The following is a 22,063-nucleotide window of genomic DNA, read 5'->3' as shown; positions in this document are numbered from 1 at the left end:
TAAAAACAAATAGATATTTCGTAAATTAGCGTTCTGCAAAATAAAACTAAATTCACACTAAAAACATGGCAAACACAGCTACTATAGAAATCAACGGTCAAAAAAACGAATTCCCTTTAGTAAAAGGAACAGAAAACGAACTAGCAATAGATATATCAACGCTTAGAAGTAGTACAGGCGGTGTAATTACCCTAGATCCAGGTTACAAAAACACGGGTTCTTGTGAGAGTGCTATCACGTTTTTGGATGGTGAAAAGGGAATTTTAAGGTATTGTGGGTATTCTATTGAAGAGTTAGCAGAAAAGGCCGATTTTTTAGAAGTAGCTTATCTTTTGATTTTTGGCGAACTGCCAACAAAAGAACAAAACGATAAATTCCACGCAGATATTGTAGCAGAAGCTATAGTTGACGAAGATATAAAAAAGATATTAGACGCTTTTCCTAAATCTGCTCATCCTATGGGTGTCATATCTTCTTTAACAAGTGCGTTAACAGCGTTTAACCCGTCTTCGGTTGATGTGAATTCTGAAGCAGATATGTATAAATCCGTGTGTAGGATTATGGGGAAGTTTCCTGTTTTAGTGGCATGGACACTTCGTAAAAAGCAAGGATTACCATTGGATTATGGCGATAACTCTTTAGGGTATGTTGAGAATATTTTGAAAATGATGTTTAGACAACCAAACGCATGCTATGTGCAAAGTAAAGTTTTAGTTAATGCTTTAGATAAACTTTTAATTTTGCATGCCGACCATGAGCAAAATTGTTCTACTTCAACTGTAAGAATTGTTGGGTCATCGCATGCCGGGTTGTTTGCGTCAATTTCCGCTGGTATTTCCGCACTTTGGGGGCCACTTCATGGTGGTGCAAATCAAGCCGTTTTGGAAATGCTTGAAGCCATTAAAGCAGATGATGGTGATACTAAAAAATATATGGCTAAAGCCAAAGATAAAAACGATCCTTTCCGTTTAATGGGCTTTGGACACCGCGTTTATAAAAACTTCGACCCACGTGCTAAAATACTTAAAAAAGCAGCCGATGAAGTATTAGGAGACTTAGGTATTGAAGATCCTATCTTAGATATCGCCAAAGGACTTGAAAAAGAAGCGCTTGAAGATAAATACTTTGTAGATAGAAAATTGTACCCTAATGTAGATTTCTATTCTGGAATTATTTATAGAGGTATGGGCATACCAACAGATATGTTTACCGTAATGTTTGCTTTAGGACGTTTGCCAGGTTGGATTGCGCAATGGCGTGAAATGCGTTTGCGTAAAGAACCTATTGGAAGGCCAAGACAGGTTTATATTGGTGAAACAGAAAGAAAGTTTGTGCCAATTAGTAAAAGGTAGATTTAAAATATTTTATATTATTATTAAGCTTCATGAAAATTTCATGAAGCTTTTCTTTTTTTTAACGCTTTATTTTAAGAATAATGTAAAATGTGTTTAATTATTCTTAATTTCGGCTTTTTAAAAGTGACATTTCGATAAACCTTAAAAAAACATGTTAAAGCTTAATATAAAAAACGAAACCTCAAGATTAAGAGCAGTGATTTTAGGTACTGCCGAAAGTAGCGGGCCGGTACCAAAAGTTGAAGACTGCTATGATCCTAAAAGTATTGAGCATGTTTTGGCTGGCGACTACCCGAAAGAGGCCGATATGATTTTAGAAATGGAGGCCGTTGCTCAAGTTTTTGAGAAATATGATGTTACCGTTTTTAGACCCCAAGTCATTAAAGATTGCAATCAGATATTTTCAAGAGATATTGCTTTTGTGATTGAAGATAAAGTGATACGCGCCAATATTTTGCCAGATAGAGAAAAAGAAATTGAAGCCATACGCTATGTTTGGAATCAAATTGATAGAAAAAACAGAATTATATTACCTGAAGAATGCCATGTTGAAGGCGGTGACGTTATACCTTGGAATGAGTATATTTTTATAGGCACCTACTCAGGAGAAGACTATCCGGAGTTAATAACTGCCCGAACTAATATAGATGCCGTAATAGCTATTCAAGAATTATTTCCAGATAAAATAGTAAAGTCCTTTGAGCTCAGAAAATCTGATACAAATGCTAAAGAGAATGCACTGCATTTAGATTGCTGCTTTCAACCCATAGGAAAGGGTAAAGCCATCATACACAAAAACGGATTTTTAATTGAACGCGAATATGAATGGTTGGTTGATTTCTTCGGAAAAGAAAACATTTTTGAAATTACCAAAGATGAAATGTATAATATGAATTGTAATATTTTTTCAATTTCTGAAGATATTATTATTTCTGAAAAGAATTTTACACGTTTAAACACCTGGTTAAGACAAGAAGGGTTTACCGTAGAGGAAGTGCCTTATGCTGAAATTGGGAAACAAGAAGGTTTATTACGCTGTTCTACGATGCCATTAATTAGAGATTAAATAAAAATGCAACAAACCACCAATACCATATTAATGATTCGTCCTGTAAATTTTAGGATGAATGAACAAACGGCTGTAAATAACTATTATCAAAAAGTATTGGATAATATGTTACCTGAAACTGTTAATGCAAAAGCGCAACAAGAATTTGATGCTTATGTAGATAAGCTTAGGGGCATAGGAGTAAATGTAGTTGTGGTAGATGATAAATTGGATATAGATACACCAGATTCTATTTTTCCGAATAATTGGGTGTCGTTTCATGAAAACGGAAATGTGGGTTTATATCCGATGTTTGCTGAAAATAGGCGTTTAGAGCGTCGTGAAGATGTTTTAGAAACCTTAGAAGCGGAAGGTTTTATAATAAATAACATCATTGATTATACAAGTGCCGAAGAGGAACATGTTTTTTTAGAAGGTACAGGTAGTGTTGTGTTAGATCGTGTTAATAGAAAAGCCTATTGCGCTTTATCGGCTCGTGCTGATGAAGAGTTATTTATAGAGTTTTGTGAGGATTTTGAATATACACCGGTAATTTTCACATCCAACCAAACAGTTAATGGCATACGTAAAGCTATTTATCATACTAATGTTATGATGTGTATAGGTGAAACTTTTGCTGTGATTTGTTTAAGTAGTATTGACGATAAAAAAGAACGTAAAAATGTGATTAAACATTTAAAGGAAGATGGAAAGGAAATAATAGATATTACTGAATCTCAAGTCAATAATTTTGCGGGTAATATGCTACAAGTAAAAGGGGCTAATGATTTACTTTATTTAATTATGAGCCAAGCTGCCTATGATGCTTTAACTGATAATCAAATAAAGACTTTAGAAAAGCACAGTAAAATATTATCAAGTTCTTTAGATACCATCGAGGCTTGTGGCGGTGGAAGTGCCCGTTGTATGATGGCAGAGGTGTTTTTGCCTAAAAATTAATTTGCAAATAGGCGCGTTAGGCCTGCCTGCCGGCAGGCAGGGATTGCCGTGGAAATCCTTTTTTTGTGCTAACTAATATTATGATTGAAACTAGAATTTTAATGAATCTGAATTTCTTGATGGAATACTGAAAGTTCAGCACAAGAAAAGATTGTAACAGAAAGCCCGACCTTTAGGTAACGCCCAAATACATAAGAATATTTAGTTTAAAATTCTAAGATGAAGGCTTATATTTTGGTAATTGTACATAAAATGTGGTGCCAACGCCCTGTGTGCTTTCTACCCAGATTTTACCATTATTAAGTTCTACCAATTCTTTACAAATAGAAAGTCCTAAACCTGTACCTTTTTCATTATCGGTACCCATGGTTGTAAAAGAGTTGCTTTTAAATAGTTTTTCAATGTTTTGTTTAGAAATACCAATGCCCGTATCTGCTACGCTTGCAATACAGTTTCCGTTACTAATATGGTTAGAAACGGTAATAGTATCACCGCTTTCACAGAATTTTAAAGCGTTTGCTAGCAGGTTTTGAATAATGATTTCAAACATGCTTCTATCTGCATAAGCAAAATCGCGTAAAGAATGGTCAACTAAAGTAATGCCTTTACTTTCCATACGTTGTTCAATAAGTTTTATCTTGTCTTCAAAAACTTCTTGAACATCAAACAAGCTTGGTTTTGGCTCTAAGGATTGCATTTGGGACTTAGACCAGTTTAGTAAATTAAACAATAATAACGAGGCGTTATTAGCATTTTCGCTTAATTCTGGAATTAAATTATCAAACTCTTCTCTAGATAAAGAGCCATCTTTTAATAAATCAATAAAGCCATTAATAGAGGAAAGTGAATCTTTTAAATCATGAGAAACAATAGAGAATAGTTTGTCTTTTACATTATTTACATTTTCAAGATGTTTGGTTTGTTCTGCAAATGCTTCGTTTTGCAATTCTATTTTAATATTCTTTTCTTCTAATTCTTGCATGTATTTGATATTGCTATTACGCTTAAAATAAATTAATATTAAAAACGTAGAGACCATGGCAAGTGCGGCTAATAAGGCGTAAAAAATTAATTTATACTTTTTTAATTTTTCGTTATTATCAGAAGTGTATTCCGTAGTTGTTATTTGAGGTTTTGTATTGGTGTCTACTGAGGTTTTATCAAGACTAGTTTGCAACTCTAATTCTATAGGTTCATAGATGTTTGTGTTTAAATTAACCTCATTTCTTCTAAGGCTATTGCTTAAATCATAATATTCTCTCTGCCATACAAAAGCTCTGTCAAACCTTCTTCTGGTAGAATCAAGGGTTTTCATCAATTTATAATACCTCAGTAATTCGGTTTTATTATCAATATCATTAGCAATATTTCCAGCTTCAAGAAGTTGTTTTTCGGCTATATTTAATCGATTTTGACGTAAATTTAAATCCCCTAAATTATTTAAAGCGGTTAGTAATCCTGCTTTATCATTGGTGCGTCTATTTATGTTGAAACCTTGAATTAAGTATTTTGTTGCCTTAGCGTAATCGTTGAATTTTAAATATTCGCCACCTAATTTTGGTAATATCCGTCCACGAATAGAATCATTATTGGATGCATCGCTATCCAAAACTTTCTCGTAATATTCTATGGCTTTTCGGTGTTCTTTTTTTTGAGAATACAGCTCAGCCAATTTATTGTTAGACTCGTTTAAACCTGCAGTGTCATTTAATTTTTCTTGCACGTCAGCAGCTTTTAAATAAAAGGTAATAGCTTTGTCGTAGGCATTAATGTTGTAATATGCTTTAGCTAAATTGCTATATGCTAAATTAAGGTCGGTTATTAGATGTCTTTTTTCAAGTTCCTTAATTGCGGCTAATGAAAATTGTAAGCCTTTAGCGTAGTTGCCTCTTTTTATTTCTATTAAACCAATACTGTTGTTAACCTTCGCAACTCCTAAGGTATCTTTTAGAGTGTTAAATAACATCTTAGCTTTTGAATAGCCACTAACAGCATTTATGTAATCATTTTTTTCGGCATAAACTAAAGCCTTATAATAGGTGATTTCTGCAATGCCTTTCTCATGATTTAGAGCATTTGAAAGTTTTTCGCTTTCTATGATATACTTTATAGCTCTATCATAATCATTTATCTTATAAAGCGATTTAATAATCTTTAAAGAGGTATCTATCTTAAGTGAATCTTGGGCTTGAAAAGCTAGTTGTAAGGCAAGGCTATCAATCTCATCGGTTTGGGAAAAACCTATAGAAATTGATGATAAAAGTATTAAAGTAATTAATCTCCTCATACAACGTTTAAATTACGACTCGTAATAAAGCAATTTAAAGGTCTTAATTTGAGGGAAAATAAGATAGCTTTATTAAGCTGTAATTATTTGTTAGTGTTAAATCTTTCCAAATAAATGGATTGGTTAATAGCATTACTAGGCAAAAGTTGGAAAAAGCCTTATTATAATCTAATTTCTGCGTTTTAATACCAATAAATTAGATGAAAGGACAAAGTAAAATTAACGTAAAAATCGACGAATAGACGAACGGCAATAATCATAGAAAAAGAACACTTTTATCGATGAAATGCATACTGCTATATTTACTTTGGAATGATTTTTATAAACGTAGGGATTTCAATAATTTATACTATTTATTAAATATTTGGAAGCTTCAAGAAAACATAAAAAACTTTCTATCTTTGCAGGCTTATAATACCAAATAAATGAATCTTCAGGATACCTTATCAAATTACGTTAAACAAGCTGTAAAGTCAAGTTTTAATATAGCATTAGAAACTGTAGAATTTCAAGCGACTAGAAAAGAATTTGCTGGCGATATTACCGTTGTTATTTTTCCTATGTTGCGTTTTATTAAAGGAAATCCGGTACAGATAGGCGAAGCTATTGGTAATTATTTAGTTGAAAAAGTAGCAGATGTTAAAGCGTTTAATGTAGTGAAAGGCTTTTTGAATGTTGAAATAAGCGATTCGTATTACATCAATTTTTTTAACGGTATTAAGGATGATGCATGTTATGGATTTGTTTCGTCTAAGGCAGAAGAAAAAGCTGTTATGGTTGAGTATTCATCGCCAAATACAAACAAACCTTTACATTTAGGTCATGTTCGAAACAACCTTTTAGGGTATAGCGTTGCTGAAATTTTAAAAGCTTCAGGCAAAAAAGTTTACAAAACCCAAATTATAAACGATAGAGGGATTCATATTTGTAAAAGTATGTTGGCTTGGAAGAAATTTGGAAACGAAGAAACGCCAGAAAGTACAGGTTTAAAAGGCGATAAGTTGGTCGGTAATTATTATGTAAAGTTCGATCAAGAATATAAAAAGGAAATTCAAGATTTAATTTCCAAAGGCAGCTCTGAAGAGGAAGCAAAAAAGAATGCCCCATTATTGATAGAAGCACAAAATATGCTTTTAAAATGGGAAGCTGGAGATGAAGAGGTTGTTGCACTTTGGGAAAAAATGAACGGTTGGGTATATGAAGGCTTTGCCGAAACTTATAAAAATTTAGGGGTTGACTTTGATGCCTTATATTATGAAAGCAATACCTATTTGTTAGGGAAGGAATTTGTTGCCGAAGGTTTAAAATCGGGTGTTTTTATTAAAGAAGAAGATGGTTCTGTTTGGTGCGATTTAACTGAAGAGGGATTAGATAAAAAAATCGTGCAACGTGCCGACGGTACCGCGGTTTATATGACCCAAGATATTGGTACGGCAATACAACGTATTAAGGATTTTCCTGATGTTGGTGGTATGGTTTACACGGTTGGAAACGAGCAAGATTATCATTTTCAAGTGTTGTTTTTAATTCTGAAGAAGTTAGGCTTTGATTGGGCGAAAAATTTGTACCATTTAAGTTACGGTATGGTTGATTTACCTAGTGGAAAAATGAAAAGTAGAGAAGGCACCGTAGTTGACGCTGATGACTTAATTGATGATATGGCAAAAACAGCCCAAGAAATCTCTGAAGAGTTAGGCAAACTTGATGGTTATTCAGATGATGAAAAGCAGGAACTTTACAAAAGCATTGGTCTTGGTGCTTTAAAGTATTATATCTTAAAGGTTGATCCTAAAAAGCGTATTTTATTTGACCCGAAAGAATCTATTGATTTTCAAGGGAACACAGGGCCTTTTATACAATACACCTATGCAAGAATACAGTCTATTTTGCGTAAGGCCGATTTTAATGCTAATGTAAATACAGGTGAATTGTCTCTTCATCCAAAAGAAAAAGAGCTTATTAAGCAAATACAATTGTTTCCAGAGGTAGTTCAAAATGCTGCCGATAATCATAGTCCTGCATTAATTGCTAATTATACTTATGATTTGGTTAAGGAATTCAATTCCTTTTACCAAAACGTTTCTATTTTAGGAGCAGATAATGATGCCGAGAAAACATTAAGAGTGCAATTGTCTCATACAGTTGCGAATACTATAAAAAACGGTTTTGGATTGTTAGGAATTGATGTCCCTGAGCGAATGTGATTTATTTACCAGTCAATTTTTTGTTCAATAAAGTCAATTAACCCATCAGCTATTGCTTGTTGTTCTTTTATGGACGGGTGATTGCCAGTGTTTTTATAAGGTGCAAAATATGTGAATATTTTTGGGTCTTTTAATTGGCTTACTGCTGTTTCGACATATCTTGGCCATTTAGAATCTTTTTTAGTAACATCCATATTGCCCAAAATACAGATAATATCAGCATTAGGATAATGTGCTCTTATCTTGCTGACAAAATCTTTATAAGCATTTATGATGTTGTTTTCTGAAGGTGCTTTTTCTCCAAACCTTTTTTTGAAATTTTCATTTTCAGGCAGTCTAAACAACCAAGAATCATTTTGAAACAAGTTAACCACCGCAACATCTGGTTGGTATAATGAAAAATCCCATTTGGTATGTGGGTCATGTGGATTTAATCTATCATACATCTCTGGCATAATTATGTTGTGCCAACTCACCATTATACCTATGCCAGTTTTGCATATTGCACGATATTCAGCATCAAAATATCTTGCGGTTATGGCAGAATAGCTCAAATAGTTATTCGTATAAGTGCCGTCAGGAGAATCTGCACCAGACATGTCTTCAACTGCATAACCAGATGTTATGGAATTGCCATAAAACTCAATTTTTCTTTTTTTCTTAGGCGACTTTTCCAAAATTTTACCGTCTCCTTCAATTTTAAAACTGTAAAAGTTGGTTACTCCATAATGAGGTTCTGTACGTTTAAAAATCTCTATAGTATGCTTTCCTTTCTTTAAATTTTGTGCTAAAGTATGATATGATTTTAGAGTATCAGGACGCAGAATAAAAATACTGTCGTTGTCTAAAATAACATTGTAATAACTATCACCTTTGCTGTCTTTTAATAAGGCATTAATAGATTGACCTTCAAAATTTAATGATATTGAACTGCCAGGCCAGTAAAGTTTTACGCTTTCTTGATTGGAGCTGTCTATTCTTCCAGAGTAAGTGATCTCGTGGTTTGAATAGTTCACATCAAGTGGTGTGGTTGCAAACTTATGCGTTTTTTTACAACATAAAAGAAGTACTAGAATTCCCCAAGAAAAAAGAATAAAGTTGTGTTTTGTGGGTTTCATTTTTAATTTCAGAAATATAAAACCAAGGTATTAAAATATTTCTTTGATGTTTTCTTTTTCTAGTTTATCTTCTTTTTCATCTACTTGTTCAAAGTTATATTTGGGAATATTATCTTTCTTATTTAAATTTATTGGTACAGATAAAATGGATGTTAATGCAATAAAGCTAAACCAGTCATAAGTTTCTTTACGTTATAATTTGATGAGTTTATGAATCTCTTGGGTGTTCCCAGTTTTAATAGCACAAAAATAAACACCACTACTCAAATACATAAGATTTAATGATAGTTTTCCATTGGTAATAACATCTGTTCTATTAATGATTTCTACTCCAGAGGCATTAAACATTTTATAACTTACGGTTGGGTTTTCGTTGATACTTGCAAAATTAAGTGTATCGGTAAAAGGGTTTGGGTATGCCAACCATTCTTTTTCAGCTTTTAATTGTTCTTTGCTACTTAACGCTTGATAGCAATCGCTCGTTAAGGGGTTCTTCAATATTTCAGGCAGTTTTAAATTGGTAAAGCTATCGTTTAAGGAATGGTTGAAAAAAGTGTTATCAATAATAGAATTTTGAGCTCCTAAGAAATCCTGTAATAGTGTCGCAAAAGTTTGGCGATAATCGTATTGAACGGTTTGTATTTGAAAATTATTAGAGCTAGTAGCTTCAGTTAAATTTGGATTAGTGCCAGATATTCCGCCCGCAACAGGTTTTCCAAATATAAACATAGGGGCTATTTCGCCGTGGTCTGTACCAAAATTACCATTTTCTCTGGCTTTTCTTCCAAATTCAGAAAAGGTTATACCCACAACATCGTCGGCTAGGTTTTGACTCTCTAAATCTTTAGTAAATGCATCTATAGCACCAGATAATTCTGTTAGCAAAGTGTGGTGTCTGCCCAATACATCGCCTACACCTTGTACTTGTGCATTATGTGTGTCAAAACCAGAAATACGAACCATATATACTTTTGAACCTAAATCGCCACTAATTAATCGTGCTACGGTTTTTAACTGATCGGATAAATCGGTGTCTGGATAAGTGGCATCATTTTGTCCGCCGTTAAAAGCATTGGAAATAGATGCTGCATAAGTATTTGATAACGTGTCGGTATTATTTATAAATTCTAATTGGGTTCCATAATCAGAATTAGGAATATTAGTGGGAGGTGTACCACCTAATCCGTTCAAAATAGAATAAAAACCAGCAGGGTCTTGTCCTGTAATGTTTAAAGATAGTCCGTGAGCTTCTTTAGCATGAAAACCAAGAGAGGTTTTATTAGATCCTATTTCAACAGCCAATGGATAGGTTTCTACAACTAAATCGGCATAATATAACTCCATAAAACGTCCAAGCCAACCCGTATCAGCACCGTTTAAAAGACTGTTTCCATCGTTTCCTGTTAAATATAAATCGGTAGATTTAAAATGACTTTTGTTTTGCGAAGGATAGCCAACAGATTGCATAATGCGTAGCCAACCTTTGTCATAAAGCGATTTAAACTCATTAAGCGCAGGATTTAAACCAATTTGTTGATGGTCTGGCAAAGAAGTGTCAAGCGCTATGTATTCGGATTCTGGAACTTTTATGGTTGGTCTTAAATTACTATAGGTATCATACTGATTTAGTGGAATTATAGTATTTAAACCATCATTGGCACCTGCTAAATTGATAAGCACCAGTTTTCTATTTGAAACATCTGGACACGCCACATAAGGCATAAAAGATTTTAACGCGGCCTGCAATTCAAAAGGTGTTAAACCAATAACTGAAGCTGATGCTGAAAGTTTTATAAAATTTCTTCTTTTCATTTTAAATCCTATCTTACATTAATTGAAATTCAGCAGCATTTACCATAGCGGTTAAGAGTGTATCAAGTCTGGTTTTTACCGTAGTGTCGTCGTCGTCATTTATGTATTGATTCCATGTGCCAGTCCAATAGTAATCTGGAAAACCTTCATCTACTAAAAATGTTTTAAAGTAGTTTATTCTATCCGCATCAATAGTTTCTGGATATAATAAATCTGCAGTTTCTAATATTAATAAATTAGGGTCTGATGGGTTAGCTATTTTGTTTTTTATAAATGAAACAGTATCTAGTTGCGCGTATATGTTTGCATTTGGTGTAATAGTATTTCTTCCAATAATTAGGCTTTCTATGAGTTTGTATCTCCCTATTAAAGTGTTGGATGAAAACCAGTTTCTGTCAAAACTAGGTTCTTGATAGTAGGCTGGGTAACCTGCTACAGAATCTGGGTTATATAATTCCATGCCAGCTGCTTTAAAATAAATGTTATGAACAAATCTTAAAAAGAAATTATTATAAAACCTTAAAGCATCCGTACTTGGATCTGGAAATGATACGCTAAACATAGAACAAACCTCTGATAATTGCTGTAACGGACTTTTTATAATGGCGCCTATAATATTATCAGTGGCATCGCTGTCATCAGCATCATAAAAGTGTTCACTTGAAAGTAAAGTGGTTACAACGGGTAAAATCTCATAGTTATTAGCAATTAATAATTGAGATAATGGTGTAATAATATCTGTTTCAACCGTCTCATCCCATTCACTTTTTACAAAATAGCGGTATAGTTTTCTGCAATAAGCTTTAGCAGTTCCCTCTTGTGCAAAAACCATTTCAACAAAATCATCTAATTCCCCTAGTATTGTCGATGCTGTATTTTTACCAACAATGACTTGATTGCCAAATGCACTGCTAAATGTTTTGTTGGTTGTGTCGTGTTGATTTACATTAATATATCCTATTGGGAGGTTAGTTTCGCTATCAATATCTCCATTTCGGTCGTACTTCTTTTTAAATCCTGAAAACACTTTAGCAGCCTGCTGGATGTCCAATTCCGTATAATTGGTGTAGTTACCTTCTCCAATTTGTTCGCCTTTTAGAATGGTAAACAATTCCAAGTACTCCCTAGCATAGTTTTCATTTGGGTTGTTTTTGTTGTTTTGGGTATTATCCAAATAATCCAACATTCCATTGTCTAAAGTTATTTTTTTTGCAAGGGTTTTAATATTTCCCAAGGCATAGAAATCAAGCAAGCGAATGTGGTCGTAAAAGAAGTGTGAAAGCCCAACGCCAGAATCTTTTCCAACGGTAAAACAGGTATGCAAAAAGAAAGAGAGCTTATGCTTTAATGACACTTGATTTATGGCGTTGTACCACCACCAAGCGGTAATGTGTGCTCTTTTTCTGCCTTGTCCATCAAATGTATTGGGGTGTTCCGTGGATGATAACCAATACCCATCTGGAGCACTTGTTGGAAGTGGGTCGTAAGGTTCGGGTAATACATTAGCCGAAGCTGTTGTTAAGCTATTTACCGCATCAGTTGCTGTCATACCAACAAAAGTTTCTAATTGCTCTTTTGAAAAGGTGAAAGTAGCTCGTCGTAATAGATGCTTAGCTTTCCTTAAATCTAATGGAGAACTGAGTGGGTTAAGTGATGCCATTACCTGATTTTTGTGAAAAAGTAATTAAAATTTTAATGAATTAGATGAGAATTTTGAAATACTCGTTGAAATTCAGTTGGTTAGACTCTATAATAGCCAAAAAGTTTAATTATGTTTAAAATTGCACTCTAAAACTTACATTAGGAGTGATGCCAAGGGATTCATTTTCAACGGTATTAACCTTATTTTCAATATCTAAAGTATAGTATGAATTTATAATATTTTTTTTGTTTAGCACATTCCAAACAGAAGCCCCAACTGTTGCACGTGCGCCATCGGAAATATTAAAGGCATAAGTAGCCGAACAATCTGCACGTAAATAATCATCTAAATTTTTACTGTTAGGACTTGAGTAGGTTATCTGTTCATCGTCTGGGTTGTCATGTATACTTGGAGCTGTAGTGGGTTTTCCCGAATGCCAATTTAAGCCTAATGCCAGCTTGATATTTTTATTGGTGTAGGTTCCTGCAAAAGTTACTGCATGCCTAATATCTACGTTGTTGGGGAATTCTTCGCCGTTATTTAGTTCGTTAAATGTGTAACTATTAGTGTTGTAAGAATAAGAAACCCAACTACTTACTGTATTGCTAAATTGTTTGTTAAGTAAAAGATCGATCCCCTTAATTTCGTAACTGCCTATACTATTTACAAATTGGTATTGATTTTGAAAACCTTGACTTCTAGTTGTAATACCATCAACTTTTTTAATATACCCTTCGGCACTTATTAGTAATTTGTTTTTGCTGTAATGAATGCCAGCGGACGCTTGTTTGCTTTTTATTACTGGTATGTTGTCATTATTAGAAAGTACCCATCGGCGTTTTTCAATACCTAAAAAATCGTTTTGTAAATCTATGATTTGCGAGGTGGTTTGACTTTTAAATTCACCTAAAACTTCAAATCTTAAATAATGCAAAAATCGCTGACTAAAACTCAATCTTGGTTCTGCTAAAAGTAGATTAAACTTACTCATTTGATTTAATCGCCCACCTAAAGTTAATTTTGTTTTAGCATCATTTAACAAAAAACCAGTTTCGGCGTAAACAGCATGCGTTTTAATAACTTCTCTTATAAAACTTCTGAATTCAGGGTTGTTAACGTCTTCTAAATTACTAATGCCAACTTCGGTAAATTGGTAGCCACCATTAATTTTAAATTGATTATTTATGGAGTAATTAATATCCAATTTTACCGAGCCATCATAAACTTCATTCTCTTGAATTAAGCGTTGGTTGTTCGTAATGTCGAAGTTTGTGGCATCCAAATCATAGTTAGACACATAAATTTGAGAGGTCATTGACAGTTTGTTGTTCCAATCTCTAGTGTACGTCATTCCTATAGCTGAATTGCGTTGCGATAATTTGCTATTCAAGGATTCATTTCTATCATTAATGCTAGATTGCTCATCATAATTTAAATTGTTGTTAACGTGTAAAAAGTGAAACCTGAGTTTGTCTTTTTTGGTAATATCGTATAAGAATTTAGCGGTTACATCATAAAAATAAAACGTCTCATTTCGAGAAATGGAATTTCTGTTATTCTTAGATTTTTCAAAATCCGAATCTTGGAAAATGCGCTTAGAATATTGCTCGAATGTAGCTGTGTTTATAAAATCTGTTATAGAACGACGCGTAGATAATTGTAATTCCATTTTTTTAGATAACGGAATTTTAGCATACCCATCTGCGTTAATTAGGTTAAAGCCTATACCTGCGTTCAATTCTTGGTCTATATCATCAGGTAATTGCATGTCTATAATACTAGAAATACCATCGCCGTATTTAGCCCGTGTTCCATTTTTGTATACATTAACACGTTTTGTTGTGTATGGATTAAAAGCAGAAATAAGTCCGAAAAAATGCCCGGATTGATACATTTTAATGCCATCCCAAAGGAGCAGGTTTTGGTCATGGGTGCCACCACGAATGTTAATGTTTGAAACGGTTTCGTCAGCACTTAAAACACCGGGAATAGCTTGAATGGTTTGTAAAATATCTGGTTCAATTAAGCCTGGTAGAATACCGAAAGTTTGTGGTTTAATGGTAATCGATCCATCATTTAATTTTGTAATACCTGTAGTTAAATAATTGGTAACAACAACTTCTTCTAAGTGTTGGATTCTGTAATTAGTTTTGCTTTTTTTAGGAATTTTAATAACAACAAACCGATTGTCCAACAACTCAAAGTCTAGTTGCGTTTCCATTTTGAGGAATTCTAATATATCTTCTAATGATAAACTGGCGTCTGGAACTATGCATTCCTTGTCATTAATTGTGTTATCAACATAAGAAAAGCTAACATTAAATTTTTCTGATAAATTTTTTAAGACAACTATAAGCGGTTGCTTTTCTTTTTGAACAGTTTGAGAGCTTAAAGTTCCAAAATTCAAAAAAAATAATAGTATAAAGATAGAACGTGTACCTTTTCTACTCACGTTTTAATGTTATAGTATGGTTAGATTTGCTGTAGATTACATGTAAAGGTAAGGTAATCGATTTTATTGCCACATTTATATTATCGTGAGCAAAACTACCTGTGAATAATTGATTTGAGTCTATGTTTATTAAAGTAATATCAACGTTATATTGTCTTTCAAATTCTGCAATAACTGCTTTGTATGGCAAGCTTTTAAAAGTACTAGTATTATTTAACCACGAAGGCGTCGTGCGATTTTCTTTTTCTTTAGCAATTGTTTTCCCATCGATTATTAAAAAACTGTCGCCAGGTTTTAATTTTGTTTCATGAGAGTTATGCGTAACCCCAACTAGGCCTTCGTAGCAAATAACCTCAAAATAATTGTCCCGTTGTTTTACATTAAATTGAGTACCATAAACCGTTACAGTTCCTGATTTTGTTATCACTTTAAATGATGATCCTTTAGCAACCTTAAAAAAGGCTTCGCCGTTAAGTTCTACTTCGCGTTCTTTTTTCCAATCTTTTTTGTTGAATGCCAATAATGATTTAGCGTTAAGGTGAACACTAGAAGCATCTGGTAATTCTATGGTTGTTTTCTGTGCAAATTCAGTAGTGATTTTAGTGTCTAAAGTGGTTGTGTAATAATATAAACTAAAGCAAACGGCAAGTATAGCAGCCACACGCATTAATGGTTTGAACCAATGCGTAGGTTGTTGCTTTTTACTCCCGATAGCTATCGGGGTAATTTTTGATAGTACGCTTTCTAATTCCTTAGACGTATCGTAATCATTTGCTTTAAAAGCCTGCACGCTTTCAGATAACTTTATTAAATCATCATAGTCTTCAAGGTTTTTAAACGCTTCAAGTTCGTAATCATTAAGATCGTTATCTAACCATTTCGATATGAGTTCTTCTCTTTTCATAATCTTTATTCAACTATATAACATTTAACTTTTGTTTTTCCCTACCCTTATATTGAAAAAATCAAAAAACTTAAATTCCAAATCCCAAAATGTTACGCTGAGATTCACAGAGAAAAAACTTTATGTCTTTCAATCTATTTTGAGTTTATTGTAGTTTATATATTTTTTTTCTCGTTAATGAGTCTTCTTCATTATTTTTCATAAGAATGTTCAAAAATCAAAATTAATTGCTAACAAAACTTCGGTCTTCAGACTTCCATCCTTTTTTTTACAACTCCTTAATATCCTTCCTCAGTTTATTCAGAGCGCCATAAATCCTTTTCTCAACCGCTTTTGTGGAAATGCCTAAGGTTTCTGCAATTTCTTTAAACCGTTTTCCTTCTACCCGATTCATCATAAAAGCTTCTCGTTGGGCTTCGGTTAAATTGGAAAGTGCTTTTTGTAATTTATCATTATACTCGGATTCCTGCATTAAAAATTCAGGATTCTCATTGGTATATGTTTTGAGCTTGGTTTGTTGATACCTTAAAACTACCTTTTGGTGTGCCACTTCATTCAGCATTAAATTATTGGCGGTAGTAAAAACAAAACTCTTTGCTTTCTCCGGAGAGATTTTAGCACAATTCTGCCATAATTTAATAAAAGCTTCCTGCACTTTATCTTTTGGATTTAGCAAATCGCCAAACTTATAATATAAGAAGTTGTGTAAATCTTTGGCATGTTTATCAAATATGGACGAAAAAATATGTTCCTCGCAAATATTATTATGTAATTGTTTCCCCATTGTTATTGGTGATTGTGCGACTAAAGTAAGTCTTTTTGGAATTTGGAATTTAAGTTTTTTTGTTTTTTTTAGAATTTTAGGGTAGGAGTTTTTAAAGTTATCTTGTTTTATAATCAAAATGCTATGTCGTACCAGTTGTTTTTTGTTATAGTAATCTCAACTAATAACTGGTACTTAACCCAAAATCAATTATCATGAGAACTAAAATGAAAACACTACTGTTATTACCTTTTTTTGCCTTTTTAATGTTCACTTCTTGTCAGGATGAAGTTACTGAAATTACTCAGCCTGACGAAAGTGAAGCATTAGCTCCTGCTTCAGAGCTAACAAGTTTAATGCTTTCCACATCTAGTTTAGATGGATCTGCGGATAATATTATTGACAAAGCAAGCTGCACGGCTGTTAAATTGCCTATTACTGTTGAGGTAAATGGTCTTGAAATTAGAATTGATTCTAGAGAAGATTTTAAAGTTATTGAAGCCATTTTTAACGAATTTGAAGATGATGAGGATAACCTGGATATTGTTTTTCCTATTACTATTATTTTATCGAATCACGATGAAATAGTCATTGAAAATCGTGATGCTCTAGAAGAGTTAATTAAAGATTGTAGAGGGGAAAATGAAGACGATGATGATATTGAATGTATTGATTTTCATTACCCAATTTCATTTTCAGTATTCAATACAGACTTTCAAATTATTGATGTTGTAACTATTGAAAACGATAGACAATTATACCGTTTTTTAAAGCGTGTTAGAAACAACGAATTCATTGCGAGTCTTAATTTTCCTATTACACTTGAGTATGCCGATGGAACTACTGTTGACGTTAATAACAACCAAGAATTAGCAAGAACTATTAAAGAAGTTAAAGATGCTTGTGATGAAGATGATGATAATGATTATGGTGATGACGATTTTACAAAAGAACGTTTAGATAAATATTTAGTAGCCTGTCCTTGGGTAGTTTATGAATTCCATAGAAATGATATTAGTCTATCAGATCAATATAATGAATATGCTTTAAACTTTAAAGAAGGCGGTATTGTTGTTATGCGTGCTAGAGGTGGCGATGTGTTAACAGGTTCTTGGAGTACTCGTGTTACGGACAGGGGTGCACTTTTAAAAATGACCTTTGAAAACTTAGCCGATTTTACTTTAGAATGGATTGTGTATGATATTGAAGATGGTAAAATTAAAGTTTATGAAGTAGGTGGAAACAAAATCATTTTAAAGAGAAACTGCGATGTAGTCATCGACTATACCAAAGAACGCATTGAAAACTATTTACAAGAATGTTTATGGAGAATAGCGCGTTTAAGTGTTAACGGTGCCGATAACGAAAAAGATTATATAGGTACGCCTCTTAAATTCTATGAAAATAATGTTGTTAAACTTAGAATAAATGGTGAGTTAGTACAAGGTACTTATGAAATTGGTGTAAGAAATGTAGGTTTCATTTTGCAAATCACTTTAGATGGCAGACCAGATTTAAAACTAGAATGGTTAATTACGTTCCTAGAGCCAGGTTTAATCAAACTTGCAAATGCTAATAATAAAATGATACTGGAAAGACACTGTCCTAATGCAGATGACGATTTAACGTATGTTGATGCCGTGCTTATTAATGGTGAGTGGGAAGTTGCTAAATACGATGATGGTTTAGTGCATGTTGTCGATCCTACAGAAAACTTTAAAATGTACACCCTTAACTTTTTAGAAAGTGGAAGAATAAAAGTTACCGATCCCAATAATGGAGTAACTGCAGGATCTTGGTTAGCGTATAGGAACAATGGATTGTTTTTAGGGATGTATTTCGGAAATAATGCACCTTTTGGAGAGTTAAACCACAGATGGAGAATTAAAGAAATTACCCTAAATAGAATAGAATTGAAGGATTTAAATGCCAACGGCGGTATAGAACGCATATTAGTCCTTGAGAAGAAAGCGTAACATGTTTGGTTAAAAGAGAAACTTGTATTTTTGGTTGGTTAGGTTAATTAATAAGTATAGTTTCCTTTTCAAAGGCTGTCGTCCCCAAATGACAGCCTTTTTTTATATATAAATAATTGGAGTTTTCTGCTATTGCTCCTTAACACAGGGTCGGTTTTCTGTTAGTTGTTTTATTTGCAAAGATTTAAAAAGGCTGTCAAATTAAATTTTGGCAGCTTTTTTATTGTCAAAACTCATTTTTGGTTTTTACGGTACTACCACAAGGGGCGGGCTTGGAGTTTATCCTGAGCGCAGTCGAAGTGCAGTACCTTTCTTGTGCTGTCCCAATAACTATCGGGATTGTTTCAGTATCTCATCGTGCTTTTTTTTTTAAAATCTAATGTTGAGTTAATTTTAAATTTGTTTTCAAGCACAAAAAAGGATGCCACTACTATCTCTAGCGCACTTATCCTCCAAAAACAATATCTGGGTCAGAGTTCAAGCGGTCCATGTGCTTTTGATAATACCACCGTTTTTTTATAAAAACCAACTTCATTAATACACTTCAAATCATTAACTTTGCAACTTCATTTTTAATCATAAAGCAGACTGCTCCCGATAGCTATCGGGACTGCTTACTGAATACTCAAGAAAACTATGTTTAATAATTTAAGCGATAAATTAGATAAAGCCTTACACGTTCTTAAAGGACATGGAAGCATTACCGAAGTTAATGTAGCAGAAACTTTAAAAGAAGTTAGGCGTGCATTACTAGATGCCGATGTTAACTTTAAAATAGCAAAGGATTTTACAAGTAGAGTAAAAGAAAAAGCATTAGGACAAAACGTATTAACAACTTTGCAGCCAGGTCAGTTAATGGTTAAAATTGTTAAGGACGAACTTACCCAGCTCATGGGTGGCGATGCTGAAGGTCTTAATCTGTCTGGTGCACCTAGTGTTATTTTAATGTCTGGTTTACAGGGGTCTGGTAAAACAACGTTTTCAGGAAAACTGGCTAATTATCTTAAAACCAAAAAATCAAAGAAACCTTTATTAGTTGCTTGTGATGTGTATCGTCCAGCGGCAATAGACCAATTACATGTTGTGGGAGAGCAAATTGGTGTCGAGGTTTTTAGCGATAGAGGTAATAGCGATCCTGTAGCCATTTCACAAGCAGGTGTTGCCCATGCCAAAGCAAACGGATTTAATGTGGTTATTATAGATACAGCGGGTCGTTTAGCTGTAGATGAAGCCATGATGACCGAAATATCAAACATTCACAAAGCCATCCAGCCTCAAGAAACCTTGTTTGTTGTAGATGCTATGACGGGGCAAGATGCTGTAAATACGGCAAAAGCATTTAACGATATCTTAAATTTTGATGGTGTTGTTCTAACCAAATTAGATGGAGATACTCGAGGTGGTGCCGCTATTTCTATTAAATCGGTAGTCGATAAACCCATTAAGTTTATTGGTACGGGAGAGAAAATGGAAGCTATTGATGTGTTCTATCCGTCTCGTATGGCAGATCGTATTCTGGGAATGGGAGATGTGGTGTCTTTAGTAGAAAGAGCACAAGAACAATTTGATGAGGTCGAAGCCAGAAAGCTTCAGAAAAAAATAGCAAAAAACCAATTTGGGTTTGATGATTTCTTAAAACAAATTCAGCAAATCAAGAAAATGGGGAATATGAAAGACCTTATGGGTATGATTCCTGGTGCTGGAAAAATGATGAAAGATATAGATATTGATGATGATGCTTTTAAAGGTATTGAAGCCATCATTCATTCAATGACACCAAAAGAAAGAACGAATCCATCAATAATCAATGCAAGCAGAAAAAAGCGCATTGGCAATGGTTCAGGAACATCGGTCCAAGAAGTGAATCAGCTTTTGAAGCAATTTAACCAAATGAGCAAAATGATGAAGATGATGCAAGGCGGTGGCGGTAAAAAGATGATGCAGATGATGAAGGGGATGAAGTAAGTTTTTTAGTTTACAGTCTCAGTTTGCAGTAAAACAAATATGGATTTTAAACAATTGTTAGCATATAAAAAGGCATTTGATTTATCAATGGTAATTTTTAATATATCTAAATCTTTTCCGAAAGAAGAAACATATTCCTTAACAGACCAAATAAGAAGAAGTTCGCGTTCAGTATGTGCTAATATTTCAGAAGCATATAGAAAAAGAAGATATCCTAAACATTTCGTAAGTAAGCTTACAGATGCTGATGGCGAAAATTCTGAGACGAATATATGGTTGGATTTTGCGTTAGCATGTAAATATATTTCAACTGAAGATTATTATAAATTTTCTGAAGAAGGAAAAGAGATTGGGAAACTAATAAACTATATGATTAACAACCCCGAAAAATTTGGAGTTAAAACCGAAAACTAATAACGCGCAAGAGTAAGTCGTCAGAGTAAGAACTGAGACTGCGACTGCGACTGAAAACTATTTTTAAGAATGACCATTTTAGACGGTAAAAAAGTAAGTAACGATATTAAAGACGAAATCGCTGAACATGTAAAATCAATGGTTTCTAAAGGCGAAAAAGTACCACATCTTGCAGCTATTCTTGTTGGCTCTGATGGAGCAAGTATGACCTATGTTAATGCCAAAGTAAAAGCTTGCCAGCGTATTGGGTTTAATTCTACACTAATAGATTTACCGGAATATACGTCTGAAGAAGAATTGCTAGAAAAGATTCACGATTTAAATACCAATGATGATATTGATGGTTTTATAGTGCAATTACCCTTACCAGAACAAATTGATGAGCAAAAGGTATTAATGGCTGTAAATCCAGATAAAGACGTAGATGGTTTTCATCCTACAAATGTTGGAAAAATGGCTTTAGATTTGCCAACCTTTTTACCAGCAACGCCTTATGGCATATTAGAATTATTAGAAAGATATCAAGTAGAAACTTCTGGTAAAAATGTAGTGGTTATGGGAAGAAGCCATATTGTTGGGCGTCCTATGAGTATTTTGATGAGCCAGAAACGAAAAGCAGGTGATGCTACAGTAACTGTTGTTCATAGTCGTTCTAAAAACTTAACGGAGATTACAAAGCATGCCGATATTATAGTGGCAGCCATAGGGATTTCAGAGTTTTTAACAGGAGATATGGTTAAAGAAGATGTTGTTATAATTGATGTAGGGATTACTCGTGTTCCCGATGCTACTAAAAAGTCGGGATACAGACTTGCTGGCGATGTTCATTTTGAAAGCGTCAGCCAAAAAGCAAGCTATATAACGCCTGTTCCTGGTGGCGTTGGCCCTATGACCATTGCCATGTTACTCAAGAATACTTTATTGGCCAGAGAAAGACATCAACAATAATATAAAGTAATTTAACTAAAAGGAGGCCGTCTAAAAAGTAATTAGAACTTGTCCAACTGAGCGCAGTCGAAGTTTTAATGCCTTATAAATCAAGGTATTTCGACTGCGCTCAATAGGGCGTTTAGACTAAAAATTGACTTTTCAGGTACTTTCAGATGTACACAAATACTTGTAAATCAGCGATATAATTCGTAAATTAGAATAAACAAACCCCG

15 protein-coding genes are annotated in these 22,063 nt (G+C 33.7%); 8 read left to right on the top strand and 7 right to left on the bottom strand.

Annotated elements, in window-relative coordinates; genetic code table 11:
* Window positions 1-65 precede the first annotated feature (65 nt).
* The 3 genes from ABD935_RS11255 (at window position 66) to ctlX (ending at window position 3,363) form a co-directional block, all read left to right on the top strand.
* Window positions 66-1,352 carry a citrate synthase gene (locus ABD935_RS11255; RefSeq protein WP_345192145.1) on the top strand — a complete coding sequence of 429 codons (1,287 nt, stop codon included), beginning with the start codon at window positions 66-68 and terminating at the stop codon, window positions 1,350-1,352.
* 154 nt (window positions 1,353-1,506) lie between these two features.
* On the top strand, window positions 1,507-2,421 hold the full coding sequence (locus ABD935_RS11250; protein WP_345192144.1) for a dimethylarginine dimethylaminohydrolase family protein: 915 nt from the start codon (window positions 1,507-1,509) through the stop codon (window positions 2,419-2,421).
* A 6-nt stretch (window positions 2,422-2,427) separates the two neighbouring features.
* Window positions 2,428-3,363 (top strand): citrulline utilization hydrolase CtlX, encoded by a 936-nt coding sequence (ctlX, locus tag ABD935_RS11245; RefSeq protein WP_345192142.1) that lies wholly within the window; start codon window positions 2,428-2,430, stop codon window positions 3,361-3,363.
* A gap of 214 nt (window positions 3,364-3,577) precedes the next feature.
* Here ctlX and ABD935_RS11240 read toward each other — a convergent pair whose 3' ends face one another.
* A complete protein-coding gene (locus ABD935_RS11240; RefSeq protein WP_345192141.1) occupies window positions 3,578-5,650 on the bottom strand; it encodes a tetratricopeptide repeat-containing sensor histidine kinase in 2,073 nt (690 codons plus the stop codon).
* A gap of 425 nt (window positions 5,651-6,075) precedes the next feature.
* Here ABD935_RS11240 and argS point away from each other — a divergent pair, with 425 nt between their 5' ends.
* A complete protein-coding gene (argS, locus tag ABD935_RS11235) occupies window positions 6,076-7,854 on the top strand; it encodes an arginine--tRNA ligase (protein WP_345192140.1) in 1,779 nt (592 codons plus the stop codon).
* 5 nt (window positions 7,855-7,859) lie between these two features.
* On the opposite strand, the gene ABD935_RS11230 is transcribed toward argS, so the two are convergent.
* The 6 genes from ABD935_RS11230 to ABD935_RS11205 form a co-directional block, all read right to left on the bottom strand.
* Window positions 7,860-8,972 carry an SGNH/GDSL hydrolase family protein gene (locus ABD935_RS11230; protein ID WP_345192139.1) on the bottom strand — a complete coding sequence of 371 codons (1,113 nt, stop codon included), beginning with the start codon at window positions 8,970-8,972 and terminating at the stop codon, window positions 7,860-7,862.
* A gap of 192 nt (window positions 8,973-9,164) precedes the next feature.
* Window positions 9,165-10,784 carry a DUF1501 domain-containing protein gene (locus ABD935_RS11225; RefSeq protein WP_345192138.1) on the bottom strand — a complete coding sequence of 540 codons (1,620 nt, stop codon included), beginning with the start codon at window positions 10,782-10,784 and terminating at the stop codon, window positions 9,165-9,167.
* 13 nt (window positions 10,785-10,797) lie between these two features.
* A complete protein-coding gene (locus ABD935_RS11220; RefSeq protein ID WP_345192137.1) occupies window positions 10,798-12,444 on the bottom strand; it encodes a DUF1800 domain-containing protein in 1,647 nt (548 codons plus the stop codon).
* Window positions 12,445-12,559: 115 nt separating this feature from the next.
* Window positions 12,560-14,878 (bottom strand): TonB-dependent receptor plug domain-containing protein, encoded by a 2,319-nt coding sequence (locus ABD935_RS11215; RefSeq protein WP_345192135.1) that lies wholly within the window; start codon window positions 14,876-14,878, stop codon window positions 12,560-12,562.
* Window positions 14,871-15,782 carry a FecR family protein gene (locus ABD935_RS11210; protein ID WP_345192134.1) on the bottom strand — a complete coding sequence of 304 codons (912 nt, stop codon included), beginning with the start codon at window positions 15,780-15,782 and terminating at the stop codon, window positions 14,871-14,873. The genes ABD935_RS11215 and ABD935_RS11210 overlap by 8 nt, the downstream gene beginning before the upstream one ends.
* 268 nt (window positions 15,783-16,050) lie before the next feature.
* Window positions 16,051-16,566: an RNA polymerase sigma factor gene (locus ABD935_RS11205; RefSeq protein ID WP_345192132.1), complete on the bottom strand. Its 516-nt coding sequence runs from the start codon at window positions 16,564-16,566 to the stop codon at window positions 16,051-16,053.
* Between the two features lie 194 nt (window positions 16,567-16,760).
* Here ABD935_RS11205 and ABD935_RS11200 point away from each other — a divergent pair, with 194 nt between their 5' ends.
* The 4 genes from ABD935_RS11200 (at window position 16,761) to folD (ending at window position 21,848) form a co-directional block, all read left to right on the top strand.
* A complete protein-coding gene (locus ABD935_RS11200) occupies window positions 16,761-18,521 on the top strand; it encodes a hypothetical protein (RefSeq protein WP_345192131.1) in 1,761 nt (586 codons plus the stop codon).
* A 636-nt stretch (window positions 18,522-19,157) separates the two neighbouring features.
* Window positions 19,158-20,486, top strand: a complete 1,329-nt coding sequence (gene ffh / locus ABD935_RS11195; RefSeq protein WP_345192129.1) for a signal recognition particle protein — start codon at window positions 19,158-19,160, stop codon at window positions 20,484-20,486.
* A 39-nt stretch (window positions 20,487-20,525) separates the two neighbouring features.
* Window positions 20,526-20,900: a four helix bundle protein gene (locus ABD935_RS11190; RefSeq protein WP_345192128.1), complete on the top strand. Its 375-nt coding sequence runs from the start codon at window positions 20,526-20,528 to the stop codon at window positions 20,898-20,900.
* Window positions 20,901-20,969: 69 nt separating this feature from the next.
* Window positions 20,970-21,848: a bifunctional methylenetetrahydrofolate dehydrogenase/methenyltetrahydrofolate cyclohydrolase FolD gene (folD, locus tag ABD935_RS11185; RefSeq protein ID WP_345192127.1), complete on the top strand. Its 879-nt coding sequence runs from the start codon at window positions 20,970-20,972 to the stop codon at window positions 21,846-21,848.
* Window positions 21,849-22,063: the final 215 nt, after the last annotated feature.

Origin of the sequence: Algibacter agarivorans, assembly GCF_039543245.1 — a bacterium.
Taxonomy (GTDB): Bacteria; Bacteroidota; Bacteroidia; order Flavobacteriales; family Flavobacteriaceae; genus Algibacter_G; species Algibacter_G agarivorans.
The sequence above is the reverse complement of the archived record's forward strand: the minus strand, read 5'-3'. Positions and strand labels throughout refer to the sequence as shown.

Bases quoted from the DNA above. Each gene is read 5' to 3' on its own strand.
- ABD935_RS11205 (WP_345192132.1), bottom strand. From the start codon at position 16,566: ATGGGGAAACAATTACATAATAATATTTGCGAGGAACATATTTTTTCG.
- ABD935_RS11240 (WP_345192141.1), bottom strand. From the start codon at position 5,650: ATGAGGAGATTAATTACTTTAATACTTTTATCATCAATTTCTATAGGT.
- ABD935_RS11225 (WP_345192138.1), bottom strand. From the start codon at position 10,784: ATGAAAAGAAGAAATTTTATAAAACTTTCAGCATCAGCTTCAGTTATT.
- ABD935_RS11250 (WP_345192144.1), top strand. From the start codon at position 1,507: ATGTTAAAGCTTAATATAAAAAACGAAACCTCAAGATTAAGAGCAGTG.
- ABD935_RS11255 (WP_345192145.1), top strand. From the start codon at position 66: ATGGCAAACACAGCTACTATAGAAATCAACGGTCAAAAAAACGAATTC.
- ABD935_RS11210 (WP_345192134.1), bottom strand. From the start codon at position 15,782: ATGAAAAGAGAAGAACTCATATCGAAATGGTTAGATAACGATCTTAAT.
- ctlX (WP_345192142.1), top strand. From the start codon at position 2,428: ATGCAACAAACCACCAATACCATATTAATGATTCGTCCTGTAAATTTT.
- ABD935_RS11220 (WP_345192137.1), bottom strand. From the start codon at position 12,444: ATGGCATCACTTAACCCACTCAGTTCTCCATTAGATTTAAGGAAAGCT.
- ffh (WP_345192129.1), top strand. From the start codon at position 19,158: ATGTTTAATAATTTAAGCGATAAATTAGATAAAGCCTTACACGTTCTT.
- argS (WP_345192140.1), top strand. From the start codon at position 6,076: ATGAATCTTCAGGATACCTTATCAAATTACGTTAAACAAGCTGTAAAG.
- ABD935_RS11190 (WP_345192128.1), top strand. From the start codon at position 20,526: ATGGATTTTAAACAATTGTTAGCATATAAAAAGGCATTTGATTTATCA.
- ABD935_RS11200 (WP_345192131.1), top strand. From the start codon at position 16,761: ATGAGAACTAAAATGAAAACACTACTGTTATTACCTTTTTTTGCCTTT.
- ABD935_RS11230 (WP_345192139.1), bottom strand. From the start codon at position 8,972: ATGAAACCCACAAAACACAACTTTATTCTTTTTTCTTGGGGAATTCTA.
- folD (WP_345192127.1), top strand. From the start codon at position 20,970: ATGACCATTTTAGACGGTAAAAAAGTAAGTAACGATATTAAAGACGAA.